This is a genomic window from Paenarthrobacter sp. MSM-2-10-13, assembly GCF_011605365.1.
In the GTDB taxonomy this organism is placed as follows: Bacteria; Actinomycetota; Actinomycetes; order Actinomycetales; family Micrococcaceae; genus Arthrobacter.
Genome location: NZ_JAAOXO010000016.1, coordinates 1 through 13,865, shown reverse-complemented (window position 1 = coordinate 13,865; position 13,865 = coordinate 1). Strand labels below are relative to the sequence as shown.

3 protein-coding genes are annotated in these 13,865 nt (G+C 62.5%); all 3 read right to left on the bottom strand.

What is annotated here, in order from left to right:
• Positions 1-24: 24 nt before the first annotated feature.
• The 3 genes from HAV21_RS20970 to HAV21_RS20960 all read right to left on the bottom strand — a co-directional run bounded on the left by HAV21_RS20970 (position 25) and on the right by HAV21_RS20960 (position 13,548).
• Entirely contained in the window at positions 25-996 is a 972-nt protein-coding gene (locus HAV21_RS20970) for a MoxR family ATPase (protein ID WP_142939779.1), read from the bottom strand.
• Positions 997-1,073: 77 nt separating this feature from the next.
• The gene (locus HAV21_RS20965) at positions 1,074-7,163 is read right to left on the bottom strand and encodes an Ig-like domain-containing protein (protein ID WP_166843027.1); all 6,090 of its coding nucleotides are present in this window, start codon (positions 7,161-7,163) and stop codon (positions 1,074-1,076) included.
• Positions 7,164-7,413: 250 nt separating this feature from the next.
• Positions 7,414-13,548: an Ig-like domain-containing protein gene (locus HAV21_RS20960; protein ID WP_166843026.1), complete on the bottom strand. Its 6,135-nt coding sequence runs from the start codon at positions 13,546-13,548 to the stop codon at positions 7,414-7,416.
• Positions 13,549-13,865 lie beyond the last annotated feature (317 nt).

Here is a 13,865-nt window from a genome sequence, read left to right as displayed (position 1 = left end):
CCGGGTTGATGCCCGGTACCGGGTTTATGCGCTGGCGCGTTGCTGCGGGGCGGCGACGTCGGCGAGGACGCGGTTAAGGACCACCTCGGGCGTTGCCCCGGAGAATTCAGCTTCCGGGTCCATCACCAAACGGTGGGTCCACACCACGGGAGCGAGTTCCTTGATGTCATCCGGCAGCACAAAGTTGCGGCCCTGGCTGGCTGCCCACACCTTCGCGGCACGAACCATGGCCAATGCCCCACGGACCGAAACACCAAGACGGGTTTCGCCGGCATTACGGGTTTCTTCGCAGAGACGCGAAATGTACTCCAGCACAGCGGTATCCACGTGGGTTGTGGCTGCCAGGTCCGCCATATCAGCCACAGCCTGGGTGGTGATCAACGGTGTGAGGTCCTTCGAACGATCCTTCAGGTTGGCCCCGCCCAGCAGCCGAACCGTGGAAGCGTGATCCGGGTAGCCGATGGAGGTCTTAATGAGGAAGCGGTCGAGCTGGGCCTCGGGCAGACGGTAGGTACCCGCCTGCTCGATGGGGTTCTGGGTAGCCAGAACCATGAACGGGCGGCCAGCCTCGTAGGTGGTGCCATCCACGGTGACCCGGGATTCCTCCATGACCTCCAGCAATGCGGACTGCGTCTTGGGGGAAGCACGGTTGATTTCGTCAGCCAGGACGATGTTGTTGAACACCGGACCCTTATGGAACTCGAACTTCTGGGTCTTCTGATCGTAAATGGTCACACCCGTCACGTCAGACGGCAGAAGGTCAGGCGTGAACTGGATGCGGTTGTGCGAACCCTGGACCGTCGCGGCCAAGGCACGCGCCAGTGAAGTCTTACCCGTGCCCGGTGCGTCTTCAAACAACACGTGGCCTTCGGCCATCATGGCGGTGAAGGTCAGCCGGATGACGTGTTCCTTGCCCAACACGGCCTTGCCCACGTTGGCAACGAGCTTCTCGAACGTCTCTGCAAACCAGGCGGCCTGCTCGTTTGTCATGGTCATCGGTAGATCCTGTTCCTTGGGTATGGAGGTGTTGGGTTGTAGATGTTGCTTCGGCTGTCCGGCTGACCGGCCAGGAGTCAGCAGGGTGGCGGCACACCATTGCGGACGTCCACGGTGGTTGACTTCACGAACCAGCCGCTCTTCGGCGAGCCGTTGAGCTTGTACCAGGGCGTGCCATTGTTGTAGATGTCATCCCTGCAGGTGACATCAATCCAGCCCCAAGACCGCTCCACCCAGCCGACTCCACACGTGGGGCCACTCGGGTTGTACGAGTCCGGCCTGCCTGGTTGGCCGGGACAAGTGCTGTTGTGGGCCTGGATCTGCGATGGCGCGGGTGGTGGCGGTGGCGGCGTGGGGTCGTCGCCACTTGTCGCGTTGACCTGGCCACTCGGGGCGCCAGCCACTATCGTGAAGGCCCGGACGTTGAGTTTCCTCGTCTTGTCCCACCCGCCACCTGCGGCGTCAAAGCTCGTTGCCTTGCCCACGCTGGTCCAGCCGCCGCCGTCGAGATTGACCTCGTAGTGGTCCAGAGCGCGGCCATTCATGTTCGGTGGGTTCCAGTTCCAGTGCACCTGGCCGTCGCCCTTGGCTGACTTACCGCCAGAGACGTTCGGCGCGTTCGGGGGAGCATACGGATTGCCCGTGCCGATTGCCTTAGCATCGCCGGCCACGCCGTTCTTCACCGATGTGGCGATGATGTTGACCACCACGTCCGTTCCGTTCGGCTGCCCACCGATGGTTCCGCCGCCGCGGGCAATCGCGCCCGAGCCGTAGGCGGTCTGCCAGCGATACGTGATTTCGTTGTCCTGTGAACCGTTCCGCTCTGCGGCGGTAAGCGGAGTAAAGGCGACCTGCAGCTGCCCGCTCGCTCCCGTTGCAGTCACAGAGCCACTTCCCACCATCCCGGGCTTACCGGCAGCACGGATGGGGGCCGACTGTTGGCTGACTCCACTGACGCCGGCTTTGTTTGTAGCCGAGACTGTGAACGTGTAGTCCGCTTCCGAGTTGGCCACGGTAACGTTCTGCGAAGTCGCGGCCACGGATTGGGTAGCCACTACGGCCCCGCCCATGTACGTGGTCAACGTGTAGGCGGACACGGCGTCGCCATTGTTGTTCGGCGCGGCCCAACTGACCTGGAGCTGGCTTTGGCTACCTACCGACCCGGCGCCCGAAACCGACGGAGCCGCAGGAGTTGCCGGCACACCGGCAGGAACCTCGGCTGCGGAGTACGTACTCCATTCCGAGGGCTCCTTGGCGTCATTTCTTGCCAGGACGCGTACCTTATAGGCCACCCCATTGGTCAGACCGGTCCACACGTGACTGTTGCCTGTGAGGTTCTGGATCTGCGGATTCTGGCCGGCAGGAGCAGGAGAGATCTCAAGATCGTAGGACTTGATGGGCGAACCCTTGCTCGCAGGAGGAACCCACGCCACGGAGAGTTGCTTGTCGCCAAACTTCAGCGTCGGTGCCACAGGGGTGTCCGGCTTAACGTCCGGACGGACCTCGGCGGATACCGGAGAGCGTTCGGATTCATCAATCGCATTCGTGGCGGTGACGGCGAAGTGGTACTTCACGTTGTTGGTCAGCCCTGTCAACGTACACGTGTTCGCGGGGCAGTCCTGCGTGAAGCCGTTCTCCCCGTACACCGTGTACTTGGTGATGGGTGAGCCACGATCAGGCGGCGCGTTCCACGTCAGGAGCGCGGTCTGGTCCCCCACGCTTTGAGCCAAGGGCGTGGTGGGCGCGGCCGGCTTGTCCTTGACGGTCAACCGGATGCGGGCAGTGGCGTAACGGGAAATCTCGCCGGTCTTATCCTGCACCGTGTAGGCCACCACCATGGTGCCGGTGAAGCCGCCTGCAGGGGTGACAGTGACACTGTCTCCCCCAACGTCAGCCGTTCCCTGGCCCGTTTCGGTGACGGCCGAGACGATCTTCAGCGCAGTATCCGGGAACGGATTGGAGTCATTTGCCAACACGTTGACGGTCACTGGCTTTCCGGATTGGGCATCCGGCTCATCGTCGTCGTTGGCCACGGGTTTGGGCCTGTTGGACGCCGATAAGGACAGCTTGTAGGTGGCCACGGCCTCGAGCCCGCGGCGGTCCTTTGCCTTCACCTGGACGGTGCCTGTCTGCCCGATCTGCACGGAATCGTCCGCGGAGACCTTGAGCGTCTTGCCATCCACGTTCACCTTGAAGCCGCCCTGGGCGTCGCCCACCAGCTCGTAGTTCATGTTCTGCACGTCATCCGAGTCCGGATCCGACGTCAGCTTCTCCAGGTCCAGGCTGGCAGAGTCTCCCTTGGGAACTTCCACGTCACTGCCGAGCAGCACCGGCGGATTGTTCTTGTTGGGGTCGGGCAGCACCTTGGTTCGGATGCTGAGCGTCGATTTCAAACCATTGGGGTCGTCCGGGCCTGTCCCATCGGTAACTTCGAAGCTGATGGAACCTGGGCCTACGTACTCGGCGCCGGCGGTGTACTTCAGCGCGGTACCACCGTTGGCTATGGGATCGCTGCCGTCGGCTCCGATGAGCTTGATGCGGTCGGTTTGGGTCAGGCGCGGCGACTTTCCTTCGCGGACCTTCACCCACTCCGCGAGGTTCACCGTGACGGACTGACCTGAGACAAGTTCCACCACCTCGTCCTTAGCGAGCGTGGGCACCTGCTGGCCAATCCCGGGAACCCAGATGATGGCTGTGGACTTCTGGCCATCCACGTCCTCCACCGTGTAGGGCACCAGTTGCGGCTGCTCGGTCAGGTCAACAATGACGTTGCCTTCGGGTCCGGGGCGTGCTGTGTCCAAGCCTGTTGCGACCTTGAGGTTCTCCCCCACGCCGTCCGGGTCCTCATCGTTCTTCAGGACAGGAACGTCCACAGCTGTCTTGCCGAGCGTCTGGGCCGAGGTCACGCGGTCGTCGCGGGCAATCGGTGCCTGCAACGGCAGGTCATTCTGGACCACCACACGAATACTGGCTTGGCCCACCGCATCGCGGTCATCGGCCACTGAGTAGCGGACGTTGACGGTGCCCTCCGCTGCCGGAGCTGTTACCAGGATCCGGCCACTGGTCTGGCTGACCTTGGCGTCAAGTCCGGCGTCGGCTTCAATGCTGTCCGTCAGGATACGGATGAGGTCGCCGTCGGGGTCGGTGTCATTGGCCGTCGCGTCGATGGCGATCTGGCGCCCGGGACGAACCTTGACCTCGTCATCCACGGGTGCGGGTTTCTGGTTGTCTTCGCCACGTGGCGCAACGCCAACCGTCACGGTTCCCGTGTTCACCGCGCCTTGGCGGTCGATCACCTTGTACCTGAACGTATCCGTACCCGCACCGTCACCGGCGGCGACGAAATCGATGAAGCTGCTTCCCGCCGTCGCGGTTCCCATAGTGGGAGTGCTGTCGATGCCGGTGAGCTGCACCGAGTCGCCATCTGGGTCGATGCCGTCCAGCGGGACCGGAATGCGGACGCTGCCGCCCGCTACCACGCGTGCCGTGAGGTTCTGCGGCTGCGGGCGCGAGTTCTGCGTGCCCTCCAGCGGAAGGATGTGGATGGTCACCGCAGCGGCGCTCTTCTGCCCTTGCGGATCCACGGCGTTGTAGATGGCACGCACGGTTTTTGGAGTGGGGCCGGCGATAAAGCGAAGGGTCTTCTCGGAAATGAACGCTTTACCGTCCTCTTCCGGAATGCTCTGCGCCAGTACCGGGTCCACGGACAGTTCCTCACCCTGCGGGTGGGTGTCATTGTCCAAGACCGGGATGGTCACGACGTCGTTCACGCGCACGTTGACTTCGTCAGGTTTTGGCTGGGGAGCCTCGACGACGGCGGGAGCCGGCACCGGGACCACACCCACTGTCCCGGTGGCCGAGGCACGGCCGTTGGACATGGTGTAGCTGAAAACGAACGGTTCTTTGGCACCGAGGACATCCGTGACGCGAAGGACGCTGTGGTCGATCACGCTGACGGATGCCGACGAGCCGTCGGGCACGGTGACGGACTGGAGGACCAGCACGCCACCGGAAGGATCGGAATCGTTGGCCAGCGGATCAACCAGGACGCTTCCACCCACAGGGAGCAGGGCAACGTCATGAACGGCAACCGGCGCGCCGGGATCCTTACCGGACTCCACGTCCACGCGGATCAGTCCCTGGCTGCTCTGGGGGCCGTTGCTGGCAATGTACGTCAGGTAGATCGGGCCAGGCGTGGTGCTCCGGAAGGTAAAGGTGCCGCCGTCGGTCACCGGGCCCAGCTCAGCCGGGCCGGCGGCCTCAACGTGGGCCACACGAAGTGCGCCACCGTTGGGGTCCACATCGTTTTTCAACGGCGCGATCACCAGGTCCTGGCCAACCACAGCCGTGACGTGGTCCGCATTGACTACAGGCGCCAGGGCACCCGGTGGCTGCACGTTGACCACGATGCGGCCGGTGGTGGTGGCCCGGCCGTCCCACACGGTGATGGTGACGTTCTTCTTGCCCGGCGCTGCACCCGAATCCTGGTACGTCAGGAGGCCATCGCGGCGAACCTTCACCTGGTCCTGGTCGTTGTCCGACTTCGCATCCAGCAGGACGAGGTCATCGCCGTCAGGGTCCATCCAGTCAGTCAGAATGTTCTGGCTGACGGACTTGCCCTGCTCCACCAACATGGTGGTGGGTTCGCCTCGCTTGAAAATCGGCGGTTTGTTCTCTTCAGGAGCTACTACCCGCAGGGTGACCTTGCCGCCGGCGGACAAGTCACGGCCATCGGCAGCGTTGTAGTCAAAGACTTCAGTTCCCGGCTTGGCGTCGGCCGGGACCTTGATCTGGAAAGCAGAGCCTCCGTAGATGTTCTCCAACGCACCCATCTTTGGCCCATTGGCGCCTACCGAGGCGGTGAGGACATCGCCGTCGGGGTCTGAGTCGTTATCCAGCACGCTCAGAATTGAGGTCCGCCCGGGGCGGACACCGAACTCGTCAGGTTTTGTCTCAGGCGGACGGTTGGGCTTGGTGCGGTCCGGGAGGACGTTGATGGTGTTGTTGTCCGCAGACTCCTGGTCCTGGTCATCGGACTGGTTCTTGGGCGGGACGACGTCGTCCCAGTTGTTCACCAGCTGCATATTCTGGTTGACCAGCCACACGCTGCCTGAGTTGACGTCATTGAGGACCACAAGGTCCCGGTTCACCCGGAAAACGTAGCTGGGCGAGGCGCTTGCTTTGGGGACGTCATTCTTCTTGTCGTCGGCATCGTTGTCGCAGTCCCGGACATACTTGTTGGCGCCCGACCATGCCGAGTGAACACACTTACTGACCTGAACGGGCGCAGCGGGGACGCCTTCGCCGTCAGCACTGACAGTTGCCGCCGCGGACCCGTCAAGGGGCTGTTTCAGCAGGGCCTTCTGCGTGGCAATGGCAACGTAATTGCTCTCTTCGCTGTTCTGCTGCAGCTTTGCTTCCCGGGCATCGGCCAGTTGGAGCTTCCGGCCTCCTGGCAGGAAGAGGTTTCCGGAGGCGGCGTCCAAAACCACCGGCTTGTCACCCACCACGGCCAGTTGGAGATCGCCGGCACCCTTGAGCTCGTCCACCTTGGTAACCTGCGAGTCGGTTCGTTCACCGTTCGCATCCACAGTAGTGACGGTGATTTCACCCTTGCCAGGGTCCGCCGTGTAGATCCTGTTGTCGGATCCCACTGCCGAAACCACGCCCGGGGAGCCCGTCAAGACTGGCTCGGTTCCTTCTTCATCGAAGCCGTTAACCGTGGACGGAGACAACGCCCAGACTTTTCCGCGGGCGGGATCGGTCACCGAGAGCACGGTGGAGCCGTAGCTGACTTGCGACGACGACGGCAGCTGCTTGTCGCCGCCCAGCTTCAGGTTCGCGGCAGAGACCTGGTTGATGGTGGAGCCGGACTCATCGTCCACAAAGACGTTGCCGTCATGCTGCAGCACGTCAAAGGTAGTAGTTGCGGGTGTCACAGCACCATCAAGAACGCGGGACGGGTAGTTCAACCGGCCCACGGCGTTCTTGGTTTTGCTCACCACCCACACGCCGCCGTCGTTCAAGTCCACCTCGGTGGTCTTGAAGCCCGGGTACAGAATTGCCCCGGTGATCAGCAAAGCGCCCGCTGCGGTAACAGCAGTACCCGCTATTAGCTTTTTGTTTTGACGCCTTTTCAGCCCCAGCTTGCCGAAGAAAGTTCTCACAGCCCCAGAATTCCCTTTGTGTCCAGCCGCTCCCCAGTGGCTTCCGGGCCAACCGGCAGATGCCGGCAGCCGTACATTCCGCAGTTCCCCCGTACGGCGGCGGAATTTTCAGTCCCTAAGACTATCCCACGCGCCCTGCGGTCAACCAAGGAAACCCGAGATCGGGCTATCCATTGGCTTTGACAGCGTACTGTCTCCCTGGCCCGGGGCGCGATGGGGACTACTGCCCGACGCCCCGGCTTCACATGCCTCAACATTGCGGGATTTGGTGCGGTCCGGGGTCACCCAGGGTGGTGTTGCCCTGGGCGATGAAGCGGCCAGCATTGGGGCCGCTAGTCAGCTTGTACCACGCCGCGTAGTTCAAGTAGGGCGTGCTGCGGTTGATGTAGCAGTTGACCGTGAATCCGCCGTTGAACTCGTACTGCCATGGCGGACCATTGACCTTTCCGTCACAGCGGTGCCCTGGAGTATTTGGATCCCACGATGTTTGGCCGGAGGGCGCGGTATCCGTGCAAGTACGGTAGCTGCCGGGAGGCAGCGTGGCATCCCATGACGTCTTCTGCGGGCCGCTCTGTGCACTCGCAGAAGCCACGCCACCGCCTGTGCCCACGGAGTTGAACGTCTGGACCTCAATGGTGCGCGTCTGGTTATAGCCACCGGTGTTGACCACGCGGCTGCCGGACGCGGATTCGTTGATCCACCCGGTATCAGTTCCACCGCCGGTGATCCTGATCTTGGTCACTGCGACGTCGTTGCTGTTGGTGGACGGCGAGGACCAGTTCAGCGTCAGCGTGGTCTGGTTTTGCCCACCGTTGGCGCCCGAAGCAGATGGTGTACCGGGGGAACCGTACGGGGTGGTGGTTGCCGGTGCACTGGCATTGGAACTCGGCGCCACTGAGGACACTGCGGTGACTGTGATGGAGGTTGCCTGCCCGTTGGCAAAACCGCTGACCGTCTGGCCAGGCGTGATGGGTCCGGACTGGCCGGTACTGGCCAGGTAGCGGTAGCTGACCTCGTTTTGAGTAGAACCGTTGCGTTGTGTCTGGTCCAGGACCGAGAAGTTGATGGTGACGGCCTTGCCCGCTCCCCCGGTGTTGGCCGGGGTGGCAGAGACGTTCTCTACGGCCCCCAGCTTGCCGGTGGCGCGACGCGGCGCCGAAGGTGCGCTGACGCCGCCCTTCCCAGCCTTATTTTCTGCTTGAACGGTGAAGGTGTAGCCTGCTTCGTTGTTCTGGGCAGTGAAGGTTGCTGATCGGACATTTCCCGGGACGGTCTGCGTCTGCGGAACGCCGTTTCCGCCGCTCATAGTGACGTAGTAAGTCTTGATGGGGTCACCGTTGATATCCGGCTCAGCCCAATCCGCACGAATCTGGTTGTTGGTTCCCACGGACTGCACCACTGCGGTGGTGGGAGCCGCCGGGGCTGCCGGAAGACCAGCAGGGTTGTCCTCCAGGGAGTACATGCCCCAGTCCGATGGACCGAGCTCATTGACGGCCTGGGCACGGACCTTGTACTTCACGCCATTCGTCAGTCCCGGCCAGGTGTAACTCAGGCCGGTGACATCGTTCTTCACGGCAATGCCGTTGGCCGGCGGCGGAGAAATCTCCAAGTTGTAGTGCTTCACCGGAGAGCCCTCGGTCTTGGCCGGGGTCCAGGTGATGGCCATGTTCTTGTCACCGGCTTTGACTGTGGGGGCGTCCGGCGGCGACGGCTTCTCATCCGGCCGGATCTCGTTGGAGGCGATGGACGCCGGTGAGTCCCCTACCTCGTTGGTGGCGGACACGGTGAAGACGTACTTCACGTTGTTCGTCAGCCCGGACAACGTGCAGGTTGTAGTGGGACACACCTGTTCAAAACCGGCGGCCTTGACCGTGTACTTGGTGATGGCTGCGCCATTGTCCGACGGCGGCGCCCACTTGAGCACAGCGGTGCGGCTGCGGACGTCGGTCGCTACCGGTGCCGATGGAGCGTCTGGTTTGTCCCGGACCGTGATCCGTACGCGTCCCACTGCCTGCCGTGAGGGGTCCTTGGTCTTGTCCAGCACTGTGTACCGAACCACCATGACGCCCTTGAAGCCATCAGCAGGAGTGACCGTGATCGATTCCCCTGAGACCGTCGGCTGGCCGGCGGCGGAACCAGTCTCCACTGCGGCGCCTTCGATCGTCAGAGGCGAGTCATTGAAGGGGTTGAAGTCGTTGGCCAACACATTGATGGTTTCCGAGCGTCCGGCATTGGCTTTCTCAACGGAGTCGTCGTTGGCTACGGGCTTGGGCCGGTTCGAGGACACCACTGTGGCCGTTACCGTTGCCCGGACAGCATCAGACCTGCCGTCTGTGACCTTCAAGGGGAAGGTGCCCACAGCACCGGGAGTGACGGAGAGGTCCGGGGTGACTTTGAGGACCGTTCCCTCCACTTTGGTTTGGAAACCCGCGGGCTGCTGTCCGTCCAGCTCGAATTTCAGGTTTCCCTGGTCCCTCTCGTCCACGTCCTTGGCAAGGTTGGCCAACTCCAGCTCGGTGGTTTCACCCTTGGGAGCCTCGATGGAAGCACCGCTGAAGGTCGGGACGTGGTTGGCGTTGGGGTCCGGGATCACCTTGGTGATGATGGTCAATGTGGACTTCAAGCCTTGGGAGTCGTCCGGACCTGACCCGTCGGTCACCTCGAAGGTGATGGATCCCGGACCGACGTAGTCTGTCTGCGCTGCATATCTTAAGGCATTTCCGTCGCCGGCAATAACGTTGTTGGGATCGGCTCCCTGGACGCGGATCTTGTCTGCAACCGTAAGCCGTGGTTGGCGGCCTTCCCGCACGCGGACATACTCCTGGAGCGAGACCGTGACTTCCTTGCCGGACATGACCTCCACGGGCTCGGTTTTAGCCAAGGTGGGGTACTGCAGGCCTTGGCCTGGGATCCACATCACGGCCGTGGCTGATTGCCCGTCCATGTCTGTCACGGTGTACGGGATCAGCTGGTCCTGGGGGGCGAGTGTCACCACAACGTTCCCGGCCGCCCCCACCCGGGCGTTCGGATTCGCGTCAGGCAAGGTGATGGTCAGGTCTTCGGCGACGCCGTCCGGATCAGAGTCATTCTTCAACACCGGGACGTCAACGGCGGTCTTGCCCAGCGTCTCAGCCAGCGTGATGCGGTCGTCCACGGCAATCGGAACGTGGAGGGCCGCCGTCGGGCTTGTTTGCACCCTGACCACGGCGCTGGCTTCAGCCTTTTTGTCGTCCTGAATCCGGTAGCTGATGCTTTCATTTCCAGTGACGCCCGGCGCAGTCAGGAGGATCTTTCCGGAGGACGCTTCAACCTGCAGTTCCGGGTTGGCTTCGAAGGAATTCACCAATGCAATGGGGTCGCCATCAGGGTCCGAGTCGTTCTTTAGGGCATCCACCGCAATCCGACGCCCTGGACGGACCTCAATGGCGTCATCCACCGCGATCGGCTTTTGGTTATTCGCTTCTGCCGGCGCAATACCCACAATGACGGTGCCGGTGTTTTCCGCTCCGATCCGGTCCCGCACGCGATAACTGAACGTGTCAGTGCCTGCGGAGGTGGCGGCAGCGGTGAACTCCATGTAACCGTCCCGGACTACGGCGGTCCCGAGCGCGGGCGCTTTGTCCACCCCGATGAGTTGGACGGAGTCGCCGTCGGCGTCAATGCCATCCAATGGCACCGGGATTTTGACGGTCATGCCAGCTACCACCCGGGCCGTGAGGTTCCGCGGCTCAGGGCGGGTATTGGTGGCGTCGTCCCGGGCCCGGATACGGATAGTGACTTGCTGGGAGTCAGTTTGGCCGGACGCGTTGCTGACCTTGTAGATGGCATAAACGGTTTTGGGAATCTCCCCTGCGATAAAGCGCAGAGTATTGCCCGCAACGAACATCCTGCCGTCAGCGGCATCGGGCTGTTGCGCCAGCTCCGGGTCGAGCGTCAGCTCTCCGCCGTTAGGGTCCGAATCGTTGTCCAGGACAGGTATGGTCACCACGTCTCCGACACGCACCGACACTTCGTCCGGCTTGGCCTGCGGGGCCTGCAGCTTGCTGGGCGCAGGTACTACCTGTACTGAGATGTCTCCGGTGGCCGAGGCTTTGCCGTTGGAAATGGTGTATTTCAGCGACAGTTGGCCGGTGGCGCGAACGTCCGTGACCTTGACCACCGAATGGTCCAAAACCGCCACCGTGACCGGAAGGCCATCCTCCGCGGTGACGGACTGGACTACCAGGACGCCTCCGGCCGGGTCCGAGTCATTGCCGAGCACGTCCACCACGGTGCTGCCGCCACTGGGCAGCAGAGCAATGTCGCGGACGGCAACGGGAGCGCCGTCGTTGTTGCCGGACACGACGTCTACGCGCACCAGCTGCTGCGCACTCGCCGGGCCGTTGGTGACCATGTAGGTGACGTAGTGGGGGCCGGTGGACGTCGAGTTGAAAGTAAACGTTTGCTGGTCTGGACCTATCACGGCCGTGGACTGCTCATCCGGCTGGGCCTGTGCCAGCCGAAGCGTGCCGCCTTGCGGATCAGTGTCGTTCTTGAGCGGTGCGATCACCGTGTCCTGGCCTGCCACTGCAACCACGTGATCGGCGTTCGCAATGGGCGGCAAGGCCCCGGGTGCGCGAACGTCCACACTGATACGCCCCTCAGCACTGAGGGTGCCGTCGGAGACCGAAACGGCGATTGTCTTCTTTCCCGGCCCGGCTCCGGAATCCTGGAACGTCAATAGCCCGTCTGGCCTGATGCGGACTTGATCGGCGGGATCGCTGCTGACGGCAGCCACAGCGAAGATGTCGTCACCGTCGGGGTCAATCCAGTCATTGAGGATGTACTGGTTGGCGATCTTCCCCGTCTGCACCACCAAGGCATTGTTCCTGTTGGGCTTCTGCTGGGGTGCGTTGTTCTCTCCGGGCGGGACAATCCGGAGGTCGACGTTGGCCGCTGCGGTTCCACCGCGGCCATCATCCACGGAGTACTTGAACGTCTCCGCCCCGGTCTGATCCGCGGGGACAGAAATTTGGAAGCCCGTCCCGCCATAAACAGGAGCCAACGCACCCGATCTAACGGTTTGGTCGGCCGCAACCGTCAGGACATCACCGTCAGTGTCGGCGTCGTTGTCCAGAACCGGCAGGAGGGTCGTCTTGCCGGCGCGCACTCCAAAGGAGTCCGGCTTCGCCACCGGCGGCGTGTTCGGTTTGCTTCGGTCCGGGAGGACAGTCTGCTGGACTTCGTCCGCAGAGTCCTTGTCGGCGTCGTCCGATGTCTGTTGGGGCGGAATGACGTCGTCCCAGTTGTTGACCAACTGCATGTTCTGGTTGACCATCCAGACATTGCCGGAGTTGACGTCGTTCAGAACCACGAGATCGCGGTTGACCCGGAAGACGTACGACGGCGACGCACTCGCCTTGGGAACATCGGCGCGGCGGTTATCAGCCTCGTTGCTGCATTCGCGGACGTACTTGTTGGCACCGGACCACGCCGCGTAGGTGCATGTTCCCAGCTGAACGGGCGCTGCAGGAATGCCTTCCCCGTCGGCTCGGACAGTCTTGGCTGTTCCCCCATCCAATGGTTGAAGGAGGAGCGCTTTGGTAGTGGCGATAGCTACGAAGTCCGCAGCCGGTCCTGGTTGTTGCAGCTTGGCGTCGCGGGCGTCGTCAAGATGCACGGTTGAGCCGCCCGGAAGAACGATGTTTCCCGAGGCTTCATTGAGGACCACTGCTTTGTCGCCCACAGCCGTCAACTGCAGGTCCCCTGCGCCCTTGAGCGCCTCGTCCGTGCGGACCTGCGAACCCACTGATTTGCCGTTTGCGTCAACCTTGGTCGCGGTGACGCTGCCGGACTCGGGATCCACGGTGTGGATGGTGTCGTCCACGCCTACAACAGAAACAATTCCGGGCGATTGCTCGAACAGTGGTTCGGACTCATCACTGAACCCACCCACGGATCCGGCGGACAATGCCCAGACCTTGCCCTTGGAAGGATCGGTAACGGCCAGTACTTTGTGGCCGAAGCTCACATCCGCTGATCCGGGCAGCTTTTGGTCCCCGCCCAAACGCATGTTCGCGGCGCTGACAGGGTTGATCGTGGCGCCCTCGGGGTCATCAATGAAAACGTCGCCGGCCTGCTGGAGGACGTCGAAATCCTTACTCGCCGGAGTCACTGCCCCGTCCAGGGACTTCGAGGGGTAGTTGAGCCTTCCGGCGGCATTCTTGGACTTGCTGACCACCCAAACGCCGCCGTCATTGAGGTCCACTTCGGTGGTCTTGAACCCCGGGTAGAGGATGGCACCGGTCACCAGGACCGCGGCTGCAACTGAAAATGCAGTTGCCGCCATGACCTTCCGCCGGCGATTCCTGGCACGGCGGTTTCCGGACCCGTCAGGCAGAGCCATCCACATTCCCCCACAATTTAGGCAGCACTAGGCGGCCGACGCCGCACCCCACGGCCATTCACGACACACAAACAACGCTAAGACTACCGGGTTAATCCAACGTTTTGCTAAGTCGTGACGCAGTTCTCCTCAACCGCAGACACCCTCCACGCTCTCTCACATAACATCCCTAAACGCCGATCGCTCTCTCACTGCGGTCGTCAAGTTTTTGAGACAGGTCTCGTTGTTGTTTTTGGTTAGGAGGCCAGGGGTTGCTGGGCGCGGGTTTGGTAGTTGGTGTGGGCTTTGGCTGGTGGTATGCCGCCGGCTCGGCGGTT